General features: G+C 73.4%; 17 protein-coding genes and 1 pseudogene. 8 read left to right on the top strand and 10 right to left on the bottom strand.

What is annotated here, in order from left to right:
- Window positions 1-83 precede the first annotated feature (83 nt).
- The 3 genes from AB0D44_RS18875 to AB0D44_RS18865 all read right to left on the bottom strand — a co-directional run bounded on the left by AB0D44_RS18875 (window position 84) and on the right by AB0D44_RS18865 (window position 5244).
- Complete coding sequence (locus tag AB0D44_RS18875; protein WP_362591892.1) at window positions 84-2528, bottom strand: ATP-grasp domain-containing protein; 2445 nt, start codon at window positions 2526-2528, stop codon at window positions 84-86.
- 110 nt (window positions 2529-2638) lie between these two features.
- Window positions 2639-3964, bottom strand: coding sequence for an MFS transporter (locus tag AB0D44_RS18870; RefSeq protein WP_362591889.1), 1326 nt, complete (start codon window positions 3962-3964; stop codon window positions 2639-2641).
- Entirely contained in the window at window positions 3961-5244 is a 1284-nt protein-coding gene (locus AB0D44_RS18865) for a condensation domain-containing protein (protein WP_362591887.1), read from the bottom strand. Before AB0D44_RS18865 ends, AB0D44_RS18870 begins: the two co-directional genes overlap by 4 nt.
- A gap of 223 nt (window positions 5245-5467) precedes the next feature.
- Between AB0D44_RS18865 and AB0D44_RS18860 the strand changes: the two genes are divergently transcribed.
- From AB0D44_RS18860 to AB0D44_RS18850, 3 genes are all read left to right on the top strand, one after another.
- Window positions 5468-7069: an AMP-binding protein gene (locus AB0D44_RS18860; RefSeq protein WP_362591884.1), complete on the top strand. Its 1602-nt coding sequence runs from the start codon at window positions 5468-5470 to the stop codon at window positions 7067-7069.
- 123 nt (window positions 7070-7192) lie between these two features.
- Window positions 7193-7435, top strand: a complete 243-nt coding sequence (locus tag AB0D44_RS18855; RefSeq protein WP_362591881.1) for a DUF6059 family protein — start codon at window positions 7193-7195, stop codon at window positions 7433-7435.
- A gap of 137 nt (window positions 7436-7572) precedes the next feature.
- Window positions 7573-7971: a hypothetical protein gene (locus AB0D44_RS18850; protein WP_362591878.1), complete on the top strand. Its 399-nt coding sequence runs from the start codon at window positions 7573-7575 to the stop codon at window positions 7969-7971.
- 113 nt (window positions 7972-8084) lie between these two features.
- Here AB0D44_RS18850 and AB0D44_RS18845 read toward each other — a convergent pair whose 3' ends face one another.
- Entirely contained in the window at window positions 8085-8291 is a 207-nt protein-coding gene (locus AB0D44_RS18845; protein ID WP_362591876.1) for a hypothetical protein, read from the bottom strand.
- A gap of 67 nt (window positions 8292-8358) precedes the next feature.
- Complete coding sequence (locus AB0D44_RS18840) at window positions 8359-9522, bottom strand: hypothetical protein (RefSeq protein ID WP_362591874.1); 1164 nt, start codon at window positions 9520-9522, stop codon at window positions 8359-8361.
- A gap of 192 nt (window positions 9523-9714) precedes the next feature.
- Between AB0D44_RS18840 and AB0D44_RS18835 the strand changes: the two genes are divergently transcribed.
- The 3 genes from AB0D44_RS18835 to AB0D44_RS18825 all read left to right on the top strand — a co-directional run bounded on the left by AB0D44_RS18835 (window position 9715) and on the right by AB0D44_RS18825 (window position 11873).
- Window positions 9715-10614, top strand: a complete 900-nt coding sequence (locus tag AB0D44_RS18835; protein WP_362591871.1) for an aminoglycoside phosphotransferase family protein — start codon at window positions 9715-9717, stop codon at window positions 10612-10614.
- Between the two features lie 253 nt (window positions 10615-10867).
- The gene (locus tag AB0D44_RS18830; RefSeq protein WP_362591867.1) at window positions 10868-11107 is read left to right on the top strand and encodes a chaplin; all 240 of its coding nucleotides are present in this window, start codon (window positions 10868-10870) and stop codon (window positions 11105-11107) included.
- A 142-nt stretch (window positions 11108-11249) separates the two neighbouring features.
- Window positions 11250-11873 (top strand): class I SAM-dependent methyltransferase, encoded by a 624-nt coding sequence (locus AB0D44_RS18825; RefSeq protein WP_362591864.1) that lies wholly within the window; start codon window positions 11250-11252, stop codon window positions 11871-11873.
- A gap of 159 nt (window positions 11874-12032) precedes the next feature.
- Here the strand turns inward: AB0D44_RS18825 and AB0D44_RS18820 are convergent, their stop codons facing one another.
- Window positions 12033-13361 carry an MFS transporter gene (locus tag AB0D44_RS18820; RefSeq protein ID WP_362591861.1) on the bottom strand — a complete coding sequence of 443 codons (1329 nt, stop codon included), beginning with the start codon at window positions 13359-13361 and terminating at the stop codon, window positions 12033-12035.
- Window positions 13362-13561: 200 nt separating this feature from the next.
- On the opposite strand from AB0D44_RS18820, the gene AB0D44_RS18815 reads away from it, so the two are divergent.
- Complete coding sequence (locus AB0D44_RS18815) at window positions 13562-13792, top strand: DUF6296 family protein (RefSeq protein ID WP_362591858.1); 231 nt, start codon at window positions 13562-13564, stop codon at window positions 13790-13792.
- Window positions 13793-13817: 25 nt separating this feature from the next.
- Window positions 13818-14438, top strand: a complete 621-nt coding sequence (locus AB0D44_RS18810; protein ID WP_362591855.1) for an L-threonylcarbamoyladenylate synthase — start codon at window positions 13818-13820, stop codon at window positions 14436-14438.
- Window positions 14439-14453: 15 nt separating this feature from the next.
- Here AB0D44_RS18810 and AB0D44_RS18805 read toward each other — a convergent pair.
- The 4 genes and pseudogenes from AB0D44_RS18805 to AB0D44_RS18790 all read right to left on the bottom strand — a co-directional run.
- Window positions 14454-15932: pseudogene (locus tag AB0D44_RS18805) on the bottom strand (UDP-N-acetylmuramoyl-L-alanyl-D-glutamate--2,6-diaminopimelate ligase); the annotation flags it as partial.
- Between the two features lie 272 nt (window positions 15933-16204).
- Window positions 16205-16366, bottom strand: coding sequence for a hypothetical protein (locus AB0D44_RS18800; protein ID WP_362591852.1), 162 nt, complete (start codon window positions 16364-16366; stop codon window positions 16205-16207).
- 89 nt (window positions 16367-16455) lie between these two features.
- Window positions 16456-17637, bottom strand: a complete 1182-nt coding sequence (locus AB0D44_RS18795; protein WP_362591849.1) for a hypothetical protein — start codon at window positions 17635-17637, stop codon at window positions 16456-16458.
- A gap of 91 nt (window positions 17638-17728) precedes the next feature.
- Window positions 17729-18142, bottom strand: coding sequence for a hypothetical protein (locus AB0D44_RS18790; protein ID WP_362591846.1), 414 nt, complete (start codon window positions 18140-18142; stop codon window positions 17729-17731).
- Window positions 18143-18214: the final 72 nt, after the last annotated feature.

Raw genomic sequence — 18214 nt, 5'->3', positions numbered from 1 at the left:
GCGGTGCGGTCGTACGGGGTGGCGGTGCGGTCGTACGGGGTGGTGGTGCGGTCGTACGGGGTCGGGCGTGGCGTGGCGGGGTGTCAGCCGGCGGCCGTGACCAGCGGGGTCACGTCGGCGCGTACGGCGTGGGCGGCGCGCGCCGACGCTGCGGCGCACTCCTCGGGGGTGTCCCCGGTGACCAGCAGGGCGGCCAGCCGCGGAACGATGCCGCGCGGCGGAAGCAGGAGTTCGGTGCCCGGGGCGGCCAGGGCGACGGCCCGTTCGACGCCGGGCACCGCTTCGGCGGCGCTGAGGTCGAGGGAGCGGACCTGCCCGTCGTGCGGCGGGTAGACGAAGGTGACCTCGGCGCAGCGGTCCCGGGTCGGGGTGAGGCCGGGGGTGCGGCCCAGGGCGATGTCGCAGGCGGCGGCGACCAGGTCGACGCCGGTGGCCAGGGCGCCCAGCAACGGGATGAAGTCCCCGCCGAGGCGGCCGTTGACCTCCACGACGCGCGGTCCGGTGGGGGTGAGCCGCAGCTCGGTGTGGGTGAGGCCGGTGCGGATGCCGAGCGCCGCGTGGGCCTCGGTGACCACCCGCTCCACGGCGTCGGCCCAGGTCTCGTGACGCCAGGGCGCGACGAGGTGGCCGACCTCCTCGAAGTGGGGCGCGAAGCCGAGCCGCTTGCGGGCGACGTTGGCCACCACCGCCCGGCCGCCCTGGACGGCGCAGTCCACGCTGATCTCGGGCCCGGTCAGGTACTCCTCGACGATCACCCCGTCGAGTCCGGTGATGCCGGGGAAGGCCGATCCGGCGGCCTGGTCGAAGGCGGCGGCGAGCTCACGGGGGTCGGCGGCGAGGGTGACCCCGATGGAGCCGGCCAGGGCGCGGGGTTTGACGACGACGGGGTAGCCGAGGGCCTCGGCGGCGTCCAGGGCCTCGGCCGGTGTGCGGACGTGGCGGAACCCGGCCGACGGAACGCCCGCGGCGCCCAGGATCCGGCGGGTGGTGAGCTTGTCCCGGCAGCGGTCCACGGCGTCGGGGCCCATGTGCGGCAGGCCGAGCCGGGCGGCGGCGCCGGCGGTGGTGCGCAGCAGCGTCTCGTCCCAGGTGAGGACTCCGGCGGGGCCGGGGTGGCCGGCGAGCAGCGAGGCGACGGCGGCCGCGGTCGCGGCCGGGTCCGTGGTGTCGGCGGTGCGGTGGCGGCCTTCGACGTACGGGAGCTGCCAGTCGGCGGGCGCGGGCTGGACGAGTGCGGCCTCGGCGCGGGCGGCCACCGCGTCCAGGGAGTACGTCCGGTAGGCCGGGGTGCCGCACCCCACGACGACGATGCGGGCGGGGGCTTCGGGGTCGAGGGCGGTGGTGTCGAGCCGGGCGGTGCGGGCGGTGCGGCGTACGGCGGCCTCGACCTCGGCCGTGCTGTGGCCGCGGAAGCGGAAGCGGGCTCCGGCGTGCTCGTACCCGCCGCCGGTGACGAGGGCGCCGACGGCCGGGAGGGCTTCGGCGTAGGGGCCGTTGCCCAGGTGGGAGCTGACGGCGCGGACCCGGCTGGGGGTGGCACTGGACGGGGGCACCAGCAGCCAGCCGGCGACCTGCGAGGGGTCGTCGACGGCGGCGCCCGAGGTGTCGGGCAGGCCGGTCTGGTGGGAGAAGGCGGCGGCCATCAGGTCGATGCCGTGCACCTCGCGCCAGACGAAGGGCACTTCGGCGCCGCCGGGGCGGGCGGCCATCTCGAGGACGCTGAGCCCGCCGAGCTCGTCGCGGAAGAGTTCGAGGTGGAAGACGGAGGCTCCGGTGAACAGGGCCTCGGCGGTGGCGAGGGTGAGCGCTCCGACGGCTTCCAGGGTCGCTTCGTGGTCGATCTCGACGGAGCCGAGGGCGCTGCCGGAGGTGAATTCCAGGCAGGTGTTCAGGTAGCGGGAGGCGCGCCAGGCGCCGAGGCAGGACCCGGTGTAGACGCCGTCGACGTGCAGCACCTGGTGCGGCTGCCAGGGCTGCACGATCATGTCGGTGCCCTCGGGCAGCCGGTACGCGGCGAGCTGCGCGGCGTCGTCGAGGCGGGTGATGGCGGCGCTGGCGGTGCCGCGGCGGGGCTTGACGAGCACGGGCCAGCCGTGGCGGGCGGCGAACTCCGCGATGGCCGCCCGGTCGGGGGCCGGCTCGGTGGCGGGGGCGGGCAGCCCGGCGGCGTGCAGCCGCCGGGCCATGACCAGCTTGTCGCGCAGCGGTTCCAGGTCGGCGGGGTGCGTGCCGGGCAGGCCGTGGGCGGCGCGGAGTTCGGCGGCGAGGTCCAGGTCGGTCTCCTGGAGGGCGACGATCCGGGTCGGGGGGCCGCTGCGGGCCACCAGCCCGTCGACCTCGGCGCGGACCGCCGCCAGGTTTTCGGTGCTGTCGACCAGGGCCACCCCGGCTGCCAGGTCGGTGGGCAGCGAGCGGACGGCGCGTTCGGTGGTGACGTAGCTGACGCGGTGGGCGCCGTGGTCGATGTATGCGGCGTAGTCGGCGTAGCGGTCGGTCCACCGGTGGATGATGATCACGTGTTCGGGCATGGCGGAGCCTCCAGGGGGCGGGTGCGGGAAGGCGGCGGGGTGTGCTCGGGGCGCGTGTACGCGTCTCGGTGTACTCGGTGTACTCGGTGTACTCGGTGTGCTCGGTGTGCTCAGTCGAGGGAGACGGTCAGGGGCCGCAGGACGCGGGACGAGGCGGCGAAGAGCAGCCAGCCGGCCGCGAACGCGGCGCAGACCACGACGAGGGCGGTGTGCAGGCCCGCCTGTTCGGCGAGGGCACCGCCCGCCCAGGCACCGAGCGGGAAGGTACCGAAGGCCACGGTGCGGTAGGCGGCGGTGACCCGTCCCAGCCGGTCGGGCGGGGTGACGGTCTGCCGCAGGGTGACGAAGTAGACGTTGAAGACGGTGAATCCGATGCTGAACACCGCGAAGGCGCCGGTGATCAGGGCGAGGGAGACCGGGTCGCTGCCGTCCGGCAGGAGGATCACGGCGGGGGCGGCGCAGCCGAGGGCCATGGAGCCGACCAGGACGCGTGCGACGCCGAGGGCCCGCCCGGCGCGCCGGGCGAGGACGGTGCCGAGCACGGCGCCGAGGCTGCCGAGGCCGATGCAGGTGCCCAGGGCCCCGGCGCCGAGGCCGAGCTCGCGTACGGCGTAGACCAGGAAGACGGTGAGCAGGGCCTGTTCGCACAGGTTGAACCAGGCGCCCTTGAACGTGAGCAGGCGCAGCGCCGGTTCCCTGAGGATGAAGGTGAATCCGGCGCCGAGCTGGCGCCACAGTCCGCCGTCCTCGTCGGAGCGGGGCCGGGCCGGGGCGTCCTCGCGGGTGCGGATCAGGAGCAGGGTCACCGCGGAGACCAGGTAGGAGGCCACGTCGATGAGCAGGGCGAGGGGGGCACCGGCGAAGCGGATGAGGAGGCCGCCGAGTCCGGGTCCGCCGACCTGGGCGACGGCGTAGCTGCCCTGGAGCTTGCTGTTGGCGGCGACCAGGTCCCGGCGGTCGACCAGGCTCGGCAGGTACGAGAGGTAGGCGACGTCGAAGAGGGCGTTGCAGCAGCCCACGGCGAAGGCGACCGTGCAGAGCAGGCCGAGGCTGAGCCCGTCGGCCCACCACGCGAGCGGTACGGCGGCCAGGGCGACGGCGCGGACCAGGTCGGCGCCGACGAGCAGGGGACGGCGCCTGCGGCGGTCCACCCAGCGGCCCGCGAACACGGTGAGCAGCAGAACGGGCAGGAACTGTACGGCGGTCAGGGTGCCGACCTGCGCGGCCGAGGCGTCGAACGCGGTGAGCGCGACGAACGGCAGCGCGAGCTGGGTGACGTAGGTGCCGCACTGGGACACGGTCTGGCCGGTCCACAGTTTGAGGAAGTCGCCGTGGCGCCACAGGCTCGGGCGCGCCGCGCCGGGGTCCGGTAGGGGGGCAGGTCCGGGTCGGGGTGCGGGGGCCGGGGCGGGTACGGGTGTGGTGGGCGCGGTCATGCCGTCTTCCCTTCGGCGAGCAGCCGTGCGTGCAGGTCCCACAGCAGGGCGGCGGCCTGGTCACGGGCGAGGTCGCGGACGGTGAGCCGGACGCAGAGCACGCCGTCGATGTCGTCGGCGCGGGCGTAGCAGCGCGGCCCGATGGTGGTGAACGGGGTCTCCCAGCGCAGGCTCGGGCTCTGGTCGCCCGGGTCGGGCACGGTGGCGGCGCCGGGAGTGCGGGCACTGTCGGGCAGCGCTACGAAGTTGTAGGCGCAGGTGGGTTCGGGAGCGGCGGCCCGGTCACGGAGCCGGGCCACGGCGGTGACGTCGTGCATGCCGTGCCGGAACGCGGTGAGGCTGCTCCAGTGGGCGGCGCGGGCCAGGCCGACGAGATTCGTGGCGGGCGGCAGGGGCAGCAGGGCGGGCGCCCACTGGTTCATGGAGGTGACCAGGCCCTTCCAGCGGGGAGTGAACCGGTTGGCGCTCATCAACTGGACGTGCAGGGCCTGCGGTTCGGCCTGGTCGTCGGCGCACAGCCGGGCCACGGAGCGGGCGTACGCGGCGAGGACCACGCAGGCGACGGAGACCCCGGCGCGGTCGGCGATCACGCGGGCGGCGGACAGGGCGGGGGCCGAGCGCAGGGTGGCCTGCACGGCCGTGCCGCGGTCGGCGGGCCGGTGCGGCAGGGCGGTGCGGGGAGTGTCGGCGTGCAGCCGCTCCCAGTGCCGCAGGGCCGCGGCCTGCCGGCTGAGCCCGGCCTCGGAGAACTGCTCGGCGGCGAGCTCGGCCGGGCCCGGCGCCGGGGCCGCGGCGGGGGCGGCGCCCGCGAGGGCCTGGGACAGCTGGACGCGGAGCAGCTCCTGCGCCCAGGCGTCGGCGACGATGTGGTGCTTGACGAAGACCAGCGCGCGGGCGGTGTCCCCGCGCGTCAGCAGGCGGGCCCGCCAGCCGTGTTCGGAGCCGAGGTCGAAGGGCCGGGAGGCGAGTTCGGCGGCGACGGCGTCGGCCTGGCCCGGGTCGCCGGGGTCGGCCTCGGCCTGGTCGAGAACAGCGGTGGCCGTCTCGTCGGCGGGGAGCTGGAGCGGCGCGTCGGGGTCGGTCAGGTCGTAGCGGGTGCGCAGCGAGGGGTGGCGGCGGGCCAGCATGCCGAGGGCGCTGCGCACCTGTCGTACGCCGGTGTCCGCGGGGAGGGTCCACACGGCGGCGTTGTTGGGCTCGTGACGTCTGGCCGGGGGCAGATCCCGGATGTCGTGCCAGACCGACAGCTGGCCCAGCGAAAGCGGAATGGCCTGAAACATTTGGGGACCGACCTCCAATTCCGGTGTGATGCGAAAGTTTTTCCAGCGCTTCTCAAGCGGTTTTCCAGTGGCGCTCCACCGACGCTCCGGCAATTCTCGAAAGAGCATCGATAATTCTGCATTGCGGAAACTTTTTTCCGCCACTGGAGAGACGATTACACAACCTGTTGAAGCATGTCCAGTGCGGCAATTGACGCACTGTGAGGACGAATGGGAGATCCGGATGAACCACGGCGACCGACTGTCCCCGCCTTATGGCGCGTCACCTGCGGAATTCCTCCACGAATTCCTCCTGGCGGCCGTGACGGATTTCCCCGACCGGCCGGCCGTCATCGAGCCGACCGCTAGCGGGACGCTGGAGACCACCTATCGAGAACTGGCCACGGCGGTGCGCGTCCTCACCGAGGGGCTCGCCGCGCTGGGGGTGGGCACCGGTGACCGCGTCGTCCTGGAGGCGGACGCCTCCGCTGCGTCCATCGCCGCGCTGCTGGCCTGCTCCACCCTCGGCGCCGCCTTCATCCCGGTCAGCCCGCAGACCCCGCGGGAGCGTCTGCTGTCGATCGTGGCCGCGACGGATCCGGCGTTGCACCTGCGGGATCCCGGGAGCCCGGCCACGGAACTGCCGGCGGGCCCGGCCATCGCCACTTTCACCGCGGACGGGGTGGACGCCGAGCGGGCGCCCGCGCCCCGGCCGCGGCGGCGGCGCACCGAGCGCTCGGTGACCGACCCGGCGTACATCATCTTCACCTCGGGCACCACGGGACGCCCCAAGGGCGTGGTGATGAGCCACCGCGCCGTCGTGGCCTTCTACCGCGGCATGCTGGCCGCACGCCTGGTCACCGAGCAGGACCGGGTGGCCTCCACCTCACCCCTGCAGTTCGACTTCTCGCTGCTGAACTTCGGCATGGCCCTGGGCGCCGGCGCCGCCGTCGTACCGCTGGCGCCCGAGGTCGTGCGCTGGCCGCGGCGCTTCCTGTCCGCGCTGGGCGAGGCGGGCGTCACCCAGGTCAACGGGGTGCCGTCGCTGTGGACTTCCGTACTGCGCCGCGACGCCGACCGGCTCGCCGCACTCGGCTCGCTGCGCACGATCCTGTTCTGCGGCGAGAAGTTCCCCCTGCCGCAGCTGCGCCGCATCCAGGAGCTGCGGCCCGACCTGCGGATCGTCAACTGCTACGGCAGCACCGAGTCCATGGCCGCCTCCTTCGCCGAGGTGCCCCGGCCGCTGCCCGCGGACGAAACCGACCTGTCCATCGGCGTCGCCCACCCCGGCGCGGAGATGCTGTTGGTCGACGCGGACGGCCGCGTCGTCGACGAGCCGTACGTCACCGGGGAGATCCTGCTGCGGACGCCCGCGCTCTTCTCCGGGTACTGGGACGACCCACGGGCCACCATCGCGGCGCTGGCGGCCGATCCGCTGGAGCCGCGCTCCGGTCAGCCGCTGCTGCGCACCGGGGACCTCGCCTACCGCGACCCGAGCGGCGCCTTCCGGCTGAAGGGGCGGACCGACTCACAGGTGCAGATCCGCGGCAACCGGGTGGAGCTCGGCGAGGTGGAACGCCGGCTGCTGCAACTGCCCGGGACGGCCGCGGCTGCGGTGTTCGCCGAGGAGCGCGGCGCCGACGGGGCCGTGCTGTGCGCGTTCGTGGTCCCCGAGCCGGGGACGGGGGGCGTGGCCGCGGCCGCCCCGGACGCCGCTCGGGTGCGCGCCTTCTGCGCGGAGGCACTGCCCGCGTACATGGTGCCGCAGGAGGTCAGGACGGTTCCCGCCCTGCCGGTCACCGCCAACGGCAAGACCGACCGGGCGGCGCTGCTGGCCCTGCTCTGAACGGGACGGGCGGCTCCGGCGGGGCCCGAGTGCATCCCGAGCAGACGTCGAGCGGGGGCCCAGCGCGGGCCGGAAGCATCGTGCCGAAGCATGATCGTTCCGACGGATGAGGTGACAGTGGACATGCGACCCGGCAGGCGGCCTTCCCTTGCACGGCGCTGGGCGGGCGTGGTGTGGCAGGGCCTGATCTCCTTCGGCACCCTCCACATGCACGGGGAGACACTGCGCGCCGAGGCCGAGCCGAGGCCCGTCCCGCTCGGCGGCCCGCCGCCGGGTCACCCCGAACGCCTGTGCCCCGAGCTCCCCCTCAGCCCGGTCGAACGCGCCCTGTTCCGCGACCTCCAGGCCCGGGGCCCCGTCCACTGAGGCGCGAACTCCCGCCGGGGGGCGGCGCAGGGGTGAAGACGTATCCATCATGACAGGTCAGAGGGTGTTTTCGTAGGACGGAGAGCACAGCGGATTGCCCTTGTTCGGGCCCCTGTGCGGCTTTCAGAATCTCCCTCATGAATCACACGGCGAAGATCAACCACGACGCGGTCCTGCGAGCCCGGGTGGCCCTCCTCGGATCGGAGACCCTGCCGGTCCGGGAGCAGGTCGCCGCCTATCGCGTTCTCGTCCGGGTGAGCCCCCTGGCGTACCTGCCCCTGCTGACGGTCGCGCTGTACGAGTACAGCCGCCAGGAGTTCGCCCACCAGGAGGAGACGGCACTGGCCCTGAGGAACGAGTCCGTCGCCGCCGCGCGCCGCATGTACGCGCTGGAGCCGGAGCGGGCACCCCTGCTCCTCGACGCGCTGTTTCGCTACCGGGAGCAGCTCGGCCTGATGGGTCGCCAGGACGAACTGGCCTCCGTGGACGCGGAGACCGCCCTGGCCGCAGCCGGCCGCCCGGCCCCCGCCGTGTGAGGCACGCCCCGGCCGGGCCGCGCGCCTCGCCGACGCCCCGTGGACCCCTGGCGCCCTGGCGCCCTGGTTCCCTGCGGGACGACGGGGGCGACGGGGGCGACGGGGGCGCCGGACTACGGGCGCCGGGGACGCAAGGGGGCGCCCCCTCCGCCGGTGGTGGCGGGGTCGTGGTCGGGGTGCAGGCCGAGCATGTCGAGGAGGACCTCGAGCTCTTCGGAGTCCGCGGCATGGGCGGCGGCCGTGCGGCGGGCCGCGCGGCGCTCGGCGAGGCCGCTCGGCGCCGACACGGCCAGGACGTCAATCGCGTACGGATCGTTCATGCACCGATCCGACCACTTCCCCCCGCCCGGGGCAGCTCCATGTGCTCCACCTGCCGCGACGTGCCTGTCAGGAGCAGCCGGGAACCGTTCCGGCACAGTTCGCGGGCAGGTTGTCGACGATCTCGCTGTCGGTGAGGGTCACGACGGCCCCGGCCCGATTGTTGATGCCGCCGCCCAGCCCGGCCGCACGGTTCTCCGAGACGGTCGTGCGTTCGAGCGTCAGCCGGGCGGCGTCCGCCCCTGCCACCTGCTCGTTGTTGATGCCCCCGCCGTCGCGGCCCGACGAGTTCGCCTCGACCTTGCCCTTCCTCAGGGTCGCGGTGCCCTCGTTGTGGAGGGCGCCGCCGTCGTTGCCGGCCTTGTTGCCGATGAGGAAGGAGTTCTCGGCCTCCAGCGTCCCGTCCACGCCGTTGCGGATGCCACCGCCGTCGATGCCGGCCCAGTTCTCGTTGATCTTGCTGTGCCTGATCTTCGCGGTACCGAGGTTGGCGATGCCGCCCCCGTCGCCCTCGCGGGCCTCGTTGTTCGTGACGACACCGTGGTCGACGGTCAGCGTGCCGTGGTTCTGGATGCCGCCGCCGTCCTCGTCGGCCGAGTTGCCGGCGACCGTGCTCTTCTTGATTGTGAGGGTGCCGGTCGCACTGTTGCTGAGGCCGCCGCCGTTGCCGGGTTCGCCCGCCGCGGAGGTGGCCACGTTGACCAGCACCCGGCTGTCGACGAGCGTGACCTCGCCGCCCTCGTTGGCGATGCCCCCGCCGTCCCCGCCCGCCTGGTTGCCCGCGACCTTGCTGTTCTCCAGCCGCAGGATTCCCGCGTTGGCGATGCCCGCGCCGTTGCCCTCGGTGTGGCCGCCGGTCACGGTGACGCCCTTCAGGGTGAGGCGGCCCCCCTCGCCGACCGCGAGGATGCGGAAGTACGGCAGGCCCTCGCGCGCCGAGCGGATCAGGGTCGAGTTCTGCCCCACGATGCCGACCTTCCCGGTGACGGCCGGCAGGGCGGTGCCCGAGTCCTCGAAGTCGTCCTGGAAGCGGTAGGCGCAGTTCTTGGCCAGCGTGATCGTGCCCCCGTCGACATGCGCGTTCGCCTGCCCGACGGCCGCGATGAGACCGGCGACGTCCCCGCAGCCGACGCTCAGGTTCAACGGGATCTGCGCCATGGCGGGCGTGGCCGCCGAGCACAGTCCGACGCTTGCCACCACGGCGGATCCGGCGAGTACGAGTCGGTTCTTCATGCGCATGCCTCTCCTCGGTTCGGATGCACCAGAGGTATCTCCCGATTCCGGCGGGTCCCCGCACCCGAGTTCGGACCCTCCGCAAATCCACGCGAACGGCCGTCACCTCCCGCCCCGCGTCCCGACGACCCGTCCCGCGCCGCACGAAAGCCGTTTGACGACCACCGGTGTCCCGGGATCGGATGGCGGGCCATGAGCACAGGACAGATAGCCGACGACCGGCATCCCGTCGACGACGATCTCGTACGGCGGCTGGTCGGCGAGCAGTTCCCCCAGTGGGCCGGGCTGGCGGTGGAGCGCTTCTCGTCCGGCGGGACGGTCAACCACGTCTACCGTCTGGGTGACGCGATGGCCGTGCGGCTGCCCCTGCACGAGGGCGGGGCCGAGGACGCGGCCATGGAGCGGGAGTGGCTGCCCCGCCTCGCACCGCTGCTGCCCACGCCCATCCCCGAGGTGCTCGGGGCCGGCCTGCCCGCCCAGGGGTATCCCTGGCCGTGGTCGGTGTACGCGTGGCGGACGGGTGAGCACCCCGAGGCGGGGGCGCTGGGCGAGCCCCTGCTGCTGGCCGGGGATCTGGCCGCGTTCGTGTCGGCGATGCGGAGCATCACCCTGCCGGACGCGCCACGGGCCTACCGCGGCGGGCCGCTCACCTCGCTCGACACGGGGACCAGGGAGGCGATCGCGGCTCTGCGCACCCTGCCGCAGGAGGGCATCGACTGCGACGCCGCGCTCGCCGTGTGGGAGGAGGCGCTGCGCGCCCCGCACTGGGAGGGACCGCCGGTGTGGCTGCACGGCGACCTGATGCCGGGCAATCTGCTGGTGGACGGCGGCAGGCTCAGCTCGGTGATCGACTTCGGGTGCACGGGAGTGGGCGATCCGGCCTGCGACCTGTTCCCTGCGTGGAACCTGTTGCCGCGCGAGGGGCGGGAGCTCTTCCGGGAAGCGCTGGGCGTGGACGACGCGACCTGGATCCGGGGCCGCGGGCGGACGCTCTCCCAGGCGTTGATCGCCCTGCCGTACCACCGCACGAGGAACACGGCGATGGCACGCAACGCCCGGCACGTGATCCGGACGGTCCTGGGCGAGGACTGACGCCGGCCGGCCGGCGGGACAGGCACTCCTGCGCGGCGACCGCTCCGAAAGCGGCACCGGCGGGACCTGCCCGGCCGATTCCGGGACACCGCCCCCGATGCCGCCGAATGCCGCCGCCCGGGGCACTCCTTCGGGGGAATCCGGGCGGCAGCACCGGGCGCCGGGGGCGATGGCTGCCGAAGCAAAGATGCGGCCCCCGTCCGGGGACGCGCGCAGCCGGGCTGCGCTTTCCGTCTGTACAAGGAGACTTCACATGTCGCGTGTCCTGAAGAGTGCCGGCCTGGCCCTCGCCGTCGGTTTCGCGCTCCTCGGTGGTGCCTCGGTCGCGTCCGCCGACTCCGAAGCCTCGGGTGTTGTGGCCGGCTCCCCCGGTGTCCTCTCCGGCAACCTGGTCCAGATTCCCCTCCACATCCCGATCAACGCCTGCGGCAATTCCATCAACGTCATCGGGGCGCTCAACCCGGCCGGCGGCACCACCTGCGCCAACGTCTGACACGTCTCGAGCGCCCGGGTGGTGCCGCGTTGGGGCGCGGCACCACCCCCGCCGGTCCGATCGGCGGCCCGGGCCACCGGGCGCACGCCCCGGCTCGCCCGCGCCCCGCGGTGCCTGCTGCACCCGAGACACGGAGACTGACATGGGGTTCTACGCCGGACAGGTGCTGCCACGGATCATCAACGCCGCCTGCGGGGTCAAAACGGCCAAGCCGCTGAGGCGCAGGGTCTGCGCCGGCCTGGCGGGCGAGGTCGTGGAGATCGGCTTCGGCACGGGGCACAACGTCCCCTTCTACCCGCCGGCCGTCACCGGCGTGGCCGCGATCGAGCCCTCCGATCTCGGCTGGCGGCTCGCCGCGGACCGGGTCAGGGCGGCGCGCGTACCGGTACGGCGCGCCGGGCTGGACGGCCAGTCGCTGCCCTTCGAGGACGACACCTTCGACTCCGCCCTGTCCACCTGGACCCTGTGCACCATCCCCGATGCCGACGCCGCCCTGCGGGAGGTGCGGCGGGTGCTCAAACCCGGAGGGACCCTGCACTTCCTGGAACACGGGCTGGCTCCGGAAGAGGACGAGGGCGTACGCCGCTGGCAGCGCCGGCTCGAGCCGCTGAACAAGCGCCTCCTGGGCGGGTGCCACCTCACCCGTCGGCCGGTCGGCATGCTGGCCGCCGCCGGGTTCCGCATCACGGCGGTCGACGTCTTCTACGAGGAGGACGCCCCCAAGGTGCTGGCCGCGGAATCCCTGGGCCTCGCCGTATCGCCGTGAGCGGGCTCCGGCGCGGGTGCCGGTTCGCCGAGCGGGGCGGCGCATGCCCGGCCAGGAAGACCAGCTGGACCGACTGGCCCTTCTGCGACGACGGCCGCACCGGCGCCGTCTTCACCACGGGCACCTGCAAACGCCAACGGCCCCTGGGCCGGAACCGCTTCACTCACGTCGGCCGGCGTCTGGATCCGCGACCGCGTCCGCACCGCGGACGATTTCCCCACCGGCTGACGCTCCAGCGGCAGCCCCACGCCTCCCACGGCCCCGCCCGGCACGCGCGCCCCGGGCGGGGCCTCGCGCCGGGCCGCTCCGTCCGCCGACGGCGGAGGCGAGCGTGACCGCCACGGACGCGGCGGCCAGCACGGTGATCGCGGTGCCGGCACCGAGGTACTGGGCGGCGCCGCCCGCGAGCGCGGCGCCGATGCCCTGCCAGGTCATCCGGCCGGCCGACTCCACGCCCTGGACCTGGCCGCGGACCGGGTCGGGGGTCAGCTCGAGCAGCCGTTCCTGGAGGGGCAGGGTGGCCGCGAACCCGGCTCCGGCGGCGAACACCGCGACCGCGGCGAGCAGGACCGGCGGGTGGAGCGCGAAGAGCAGGTACGGGACGGCGAGCAGCAACCGCAGCGCGAAGGCACAGCGGCGGCGCCGGTCGGCGGTGAGCAGGCGGCCGACGATCAGGTCACCGAGGAGCATGCCCGCGGATCCGGCGGCGAGGAAGGTCCCGGCGTGCTCCGGGTCGAAGGAGATGAACAGCGCCTCGCAGCCGACGATCAGGCCGTTGGGCACCCACAGGCCCAGCAGCAGGACGCGTCGGGCGGGGTCGCGGAAGAGTGCGGCGTTGGTCGTCCAGGTCTGCCGCAGTCCGGGACGTCGGGTGAGGCGGATCGAGTGCTCCCGTACGGTGGCCGCCACCACCGCCAGGGCGAGCGCGGTCAGGACGACGGCGACCAGGAAGACCCCGTGGGGGGTCAGGAACCGCAGCAGTACGGCGCCGGTCGCGTAGCCGAGGATCGCCGTGCCGCCCGAGGTGATGTTCATCAGGGAACGGGCCAGGGCGTAGGCCGAGTCGGGCACCATCTCGGCGAGCAGACCCATCCGGGTGCCGGTCCCCAGGGCCTGGAAGAAGCCGAGCACCAGCAGGGCCGCGAACCGGGCGGCCAGGGGCAGGCCGGGTACGGCCTGGACGGCGACACCTGCCAGCGTGAGCAGCTGGAGCACGACCAGGGTGCGCCGCGGGCGTTTCCCGTCCGCGACGGACATCAGGGTCAGGGCGCCGAGGACGGTGGCGAACGTCGCGCCGTACATGCTCACGGCCGTCAGGAACGGGGAGTGGGTCTGCTGGTTGACGACGGTGCCGAGCGCGAAGCCCGAGAGGGTGGTCGCGGCGGCCGTCAGGGTGAAGCCGGCGTACAGTCCGGCGAACTCGCCGTTGCGCAGCAAGTCGCGATATCCGGTGGCGGGGGCCGCAGGCGCGGAGGTGGAAGTTGGCATAAAAAAAGCCTTCGGACGGGTGCGCGGGGCACGCTCGCCGGAGGCCAACGGGTGCATTCTAACAGCACTTCACCCCTCCTGCATCGGCGTCACCCTCCGTGAGGACACGCCGATGCGGTCCGGGCGCTCGACCCGCATGATGAAACGGCGGGCGGCCTGCCGTCCGCACCTGCCAGACCGGACCGGCCGGAGGGAACGAGATGCACGCGGAGCGGTACGAGCTGGTGTTCCCCGACGGCGCCGACGAGGGCCAGGACGTCGTCGTGGTGAGCCGTACGGAGCGCAGCGGCCCCGGCGGCCATCCCGTCTACTGCGACGAGACGGGCATCGTCCAGGCGGAGATCAGCGACCAGGGCGAGGTCCGCATGCTCCCCTCGAGCAGCCAGCAGGTGCCCGCCCACGGGGTCCAGGCCCGGCCGTTGTCGGAGTGACGCAGGTCCCCGGTAGGCTCGGCGGATGGCCAAGTACTTCGATGTGCACCCCGAGAACCCCCAGCCGCGCACGATCGGCAGCGTGGCGGACAGCATCCGGTCCGGTGCGCTCGTCGCGTACCCGACGGACTCCTGCTTCGCGCTGGGCTGCCAGCTGGGCAACCGCGAGGGCATGGCCCGGATCCGGTCGATCCGCAACCTCGACGAACGGCACCACTTCACCCTCGTCTGCCAGAACTTCGCCCAGCTGGGCCAGTTCGTGCACATCGACAACGACGTGTTCCGCGCGATCAAGGCGTCGACGCCGGGCCCGTACACCTTCATCCTGCGGGCGACGAACGAAGTACCCCGTCAGCTGATGCACCCGAAGAAGAAGACGGTCGGGGTCCGCATCCCCGACCACGCCGTCACCCAGGCGCTGCTCGCCGAACTCGGCGAGCCCCTGCTCTCCAGCACCCTGCTGCTGCCCGACGAGGACGAGCCGCTGACGCAGGGCTGGGAGATCAAGGAGCGGCTCGAGCACCTGGTGGACGCCGTCGTCGACTCGGGTGACTGCGGGACCAAGCCCACGACCGTCATCGACTTCTCCGGCGGCGAGGCCGAGATCGTCCGCGCGGGGGCGGGCGACACCAGCCGTTTCGAGTAGTCCCGTTCCTCACCCGGCGTGGGCCAGTTCGCGCACGGTGGCCATGTCGCTGAAGGGGATCAGTTCGTCGCCGACGATCTGGTGCGGCTCGCTCCCCTTGCCGGCGATCAGCACCGTGTCGGCGGGGCCCGCGACGGACAGGGCGAACGCGATCGCCTCCCGGCGGTCGGCGAACCTCTCGAACGGCGTGCCGGTCGCCGCGAGGCCGGGGGTGATCTGGTCCAGGATCGCCTCGGGGTCCTCGTGGCGGGGATTGTCCGAGGTGAGGACGCACAGGTCGGCGTGGGTCCCGGCGATGGTCCCCATGTCGGCGCGCTTGGTCGTGTCCCGGTCCCCGCCGCAGCCGAAGACGGCGATGATCCGGCCGCGTGCGAAACCCCGGATGGTGGTGAGGACCTTGTCCAGCGAGTCCGGTGAGTGCGCGTAGTCGACGACCACCGAGGTGCCCAGCGGGGTCCGGAAGCGCTCGAACCGGCCGGGGACGGGCGGCATCCGGTCCAGGGCGGCGACCAGGGGGCCCACGTCGTGGCCCAGCAGGTGGCAGGCGGCCAGGGTCGCGAGGGCGTTGGCCACCGAGAACCGGCCGGGTACGGGGATCGAGGCCGGATATGCGCGCCCGTCGTGGTGCAGGGTGAACCGCGTGCCGGAGGCGCTCACGACGAGATCGGTGGCCCGGTAGTCCGCCGGGGCGTCGAGGGCGTACGTGGTCACCGCGCCCGGCATCATCGACCGGATGCCGGCGCCCACGGGGTCGTCCACGTTCACCACCGCGTGCCGGCACAGCCCCTGGAACAGGCGCAGCTTGGCATCGCGGTAGTTCGCCATCGTTCCGTGGTCGTCCAGGTGGTCCTGCGTCAGGTTGGTGAAGACGCCGACGTCGATGAAGGTCCGGTCCACGCGGTGGGTCAGCAGGGCCATCGACGTGGCCTCGAGCACCGCGCTCCCGGTGCCGCGGTCGCGCATGTACCCCAGGAGGTACTGGAGGTCGGGTGACTCCGGCGTGGTGAGCACGGACCGCGGCATCGGGATGAGCTCGTCGCCGATCCGGCTGCCGGCCGTCCCGATCACCCCCACCTTCGCGCCCTCCGCGATGCGCAGGACGGACTCGACCATGTACGACACCGACGTCTTGCCGTTGGTGCCGGTGATCGCCACCATGTCCATCTGCCGTCCCGGTTCACCGAAATAGCGGGAGGCCACGACCGCGGCGGCCGTTCGGGTGTCCGGCACCCGCACGGCGCACGCGCCCGGAGGCCACGTCGGGCCGGGGTGGTCCTCCGCTCCGCCGTCGACGAGCACCGCGGCGGCGCCCCGCGCGAGGGCGGCCGGCACCGCGACCGGGCCGCCCTCCTCGTGACCCGGCACCGCGACGAAGACCGACCCCGGCATGACCCGCTCCACGTCGAAGGTGATCGAGGCGGTGATCGGTGTCTGCTCCGGGTCGCCCCGGAGCACGTGGTGCTCCTGCCCGGCCAGCAATGCGCTCAGCTTCACAAAGATCCCTTCGAGGCGGCCGGGACCCGATCGATCGGGCCGCGGCCGGGCGACGGTCTACGACGGCACGCCGAAGACCGCGGTGGTGACTTCGTGCGTCCGCCCGTCGCCCGGCCGTTCTCGCGCCCGTCCGGTACCGGCGCCGGAGGCGGGGAAGCGGAGGCGGAGGCGGGGCCGGTCGTGGCAGTCGTCCCGGCAGGGAGGGGCGCGGCGGACGTACGCGAAGAGCGGCGCACCGGCCGCGCGGGCCGGAGCGGATCCGCGGAAGATCGCTAGCCGTGGCCGTGCAGAGCGGTACGGCGCGTCTGGGGCGCCTCGACCACTGCCTGCACCGTGCTGTCGGGGCCGGCGGCCGCCGACCTCACGGCGACCGGGCAGCACGCGAAGGCGGCCCGCCGCGGCGGGCACTCCCTCGTCGAACGTGTGCGACCCATGGGCCGAGTGTACGGCCGTCGGGGCCGTGCGAAATCCACCGCGGGCTCGTGCGGGGCTGCCGGCGGTCTCGAAGGGGTGCGGTCGGTCCTCAGCGCTCGTAGTTGGTGAGGACGCAGCCCTCGACCTGGGACTTCTCCAGGCGGTAGCCGGCCGGGGCGCTGAAGCCGGGCTCGCAGTTCAGGGTGAGGAACTGCAGCTGGTAGAGGCCGTGCCGGATCGAGGGGCTGTTGGTCTCGACGGCGATGTTCTGGCCGACCAGGAGCCTGCTGGCAGTGGCCTTGAGGCGGCCGTCGTCCTTCAGGTCCGCCTGCTGGGCGGCCTTCGCCTTGGTCTGCAGCATCTTCATGTCACGGACGACGTCGAGCCAGTTCAGGTTGTGGGCCCGCCGGTCCCCCGCCGCGTCACCGCAGATGGCGCGCTCCTTGATCCCCCACCCGAGCAGCTCGCCCTGCACGACCGGCGTGTAGTCGATGGACTCGACGGCGACGGCGTCGGGAGCAGTGGACATGTTCGTGCAGTCGACGGTGTGCGGGTGGACGAGCGCCTTCAGCTCGCCGAGGCTGTCGGCCCGGGGCAGGCCGAGGCTGCCCTGCGCCGGCTGGCCGGGCTTGGCGGAGGCCCCGCCCGCCGCGGCCGGATCCTCCTGCGGGGTCTCGAAGTTCGGGCTGCCGCTGCCGTCCGTGCTCCCGACGAAGTCGCTGAGCACGCAGCCGTCGACCAGCGCCTGCTCCTTCTTGTACCCCTTGGGTACGCCGAAGGTCGGGTTGCAGGTGAGGATGCGCAGCTCGGAGGTGGCGAGGGCCAGGGCCGTCTTGGTCTCGGTGGGGGTGACGGCGAAGTTCTTGCCCACGAACACCCGGCTGTTGAGGCCGTACGACCCGTTGCCTGCGGCGATCTTGTCCATGACGCGCTGCTTGTAGCCCGCCTGGAACTCCTTCATGTCCGAGGCCATGTAGAAGATGATCTCGCCGTGCTCGGTGCGGTCGGTGCACACGCCGCGCTCGGTCACCGACCACGTGCCGACCGTCGTGAGGTCGGTCAGCGGCAGCCGGCTGTCGCCCGGCTCCGTGCCCATCTTCTCGCACGACGCGTACTGCTGGACGTACTTCTGCGCCTCGGCCAGGGACGCGGGGGCCGGCGCCGGTGCCGACGGGGATCCGATGCCCGGCGGCACGGTCGCCGACCGGCCGGGATCGCCGTCCTCGCAAGCGGCGAGCGTGGTGAGGGAGGCGAGGACGACCGTCGCGGCGAGGATCCGCTTGATGCGCATGGGGTGCTTTCGTCGGGCTGGGCACGCAGAAGTGCGTATGGCGTGCACATGCTAGGCAACAACACCGTTGTCGATCAAAGCCGTTCGCCGCTCACCGGCGGAGCGTCGCGGCCGCCCCCACGATGACGGTGCCGACCGAACAGGTGAGCATGACCGCCCGCAATGTGCTCGCGTTGCCGCAGGTGAGGGCCGTCCGGAGCCGGCCCAGCAGCCGGTCTTGGTCGTCCTCGCCGTCCTGGCCGTACGGCACGTCCTGGCCGGAGGGCACGTCCTGGCCGTACGGCACGTCGTGGCCGGCGGGCACGTCCTGGCCGGAGGGGCCGGCCCGACGGGACGGCCCGTCCTGGCCGGCGGGCCCGGCCTGACCGGGCTCCCGCGCGGCCCCGGCCGCGAGGCTCCGGTGCAGGAGCGCGCAGTGGACGCAGGGGGAGCAGTCACCGTCGGCGGCGTCGAGCCAGTACGCGCCGTCGAGCACTGCGTACGTCTTGGGGGTGGTGGCTTCCATGCTCCCTGCAACTGCCGTACGAGCGGGTCGGGCACGAGCAGTGCGGCGGTCGCAACCGAATCGGTATCAGCG

Origin of the sequence: Streptomyces sp. NPDC048349 (assembly GCF_040651925.1) — a bacterium.
GTDB lineage: Bacteria > Actinomycetota > Actinomycetes > Streptomycetales > Streptomycetaceae > Streptomyces.
This window is presented reverse-complemented; position numbering and strand designations above follow the sequence as displayed.

Bases quoted from the DNA above. Each gene is read 5' to 3' on its own strand.
- AB0D44_RS18815 (WP_362591858.1), top strand. From the start codon at position 13,562: ATGCACGCGGAGCGGTACGAGCTGGTGTTCCCCGACGGCGCCGACGAG.
- AB0D44_RS18840 (WP_362591874.1), bottom strand. From the start codon at position 9,522: ATGAAGAACCGACTCGTACTCGCCGGATCCGCCGTGGTGGCAAGCGTC.
- AB0D44_RS18845 (WP_362591876.1), bottom strand. From the start codon at position 8,291: ATGAACGATCCGTACGCGATTGACGTCCTGGCCGTGTCGGCGCCGAGC.
- AB0D44_RS18825 (WP_362591864.1), top strand. From the start codon at position 11,250: ATGGGGTTCTACGCCGGACAGGTGCTGCCACGGATCATCAACGCCGCC.
- AB0D44_RS18810 (WP_362591855.1), top strand. From the start codon at position 13,818: ATGGCCAAGTACTTCGATGTGCACCCCGAGAACCCCCAGCCGCGCACG.
- AB0D44_RS18875 (WP_362591892.1), bottom strand. From the start codon at position 2,528: ATGCCCGAACACGTGATCATCATCCACCGGTGGACCGACCGCTACGCC.
- AB0D44_RS18830 (WP_362591867.1), top strand. From the start codon at position 10,868: ATGTCGCGTGTCCTGAAGAGTGCCGGCCTGGCCCTCGCCGTCGGTTTC.
- AB0D44_RS18855 (WP_362591881.1), top strand. From the start codon at position 7,193: ATGCGACCCGGCAGGCGGCCTTCCCTTGCACGGCGCTGGGCGGGCGTG.
- AB0D44_RS18870 (WP_362591889.1), bottom strand. From the start codon at position 3,964: ATGACCGCGCCCACCACACCCGTACCCGCCCCGGCCCCCGCACCCCGA.
- AB0D44_RS18850 (WP_362591878.1), top strand. From the start codon at position 7,573: ATGAATCACACGGCGAAGATCAACCACGACGCGGTCCTGCGAGCCCGG.
- AB0D44_RS18795 (WP_362591849.1), bottom strand. From the start codon at position 17,637: ATGCGCATCAAGCGGATCCTCGCCGCGACGGTCGTCCTCGCCTCCCTC.
- AB0D44_RS18865 (WP_362591887.1), bottom strand. From the start codon at position 5,244: ATGTTTCAGGCCATTCCGCTTTCGCTGGGCCAGCTGTCGGTCTGGCAC.
- AB0D44_RS18835 (WP_362591871.1), top strand. From the start codon at position 9,715: ATGAGCACAGGACAGATAGCCGACGACCGGCATCCCGTCGACGACGAT.
- AB0D44_RS18800 (WP_362591852.1), bottom strand. From the start codon at position 16,366: ATGGGTCGCACACGTTCGACGAGGGAGTGCCCGCCGCGGCGGGCCGCC.
- AB0D44_RS18820 (WP_362591861.1), bottom strand. From the start codon at position 13,361: ATGCCAACTTCCACCTCCGCGCCTGCGGCCCCCGCCACCGGATATCGC.
- AB0D44_RS18790 (WP_362591846.1), bottom strand. From the start codon at position 18,142: ATGGAAGCCACCACCCCCAAGACGTACGCAGTGCTCGACGGCGCGTAC.
- AB0D44_RS18860 (WP_362591884.1), top strand. From the start codon at position 5,468: ATGAACCACGGCGACCGACTGTCCCCGCCTTATGGCGCGTCACCTGCG.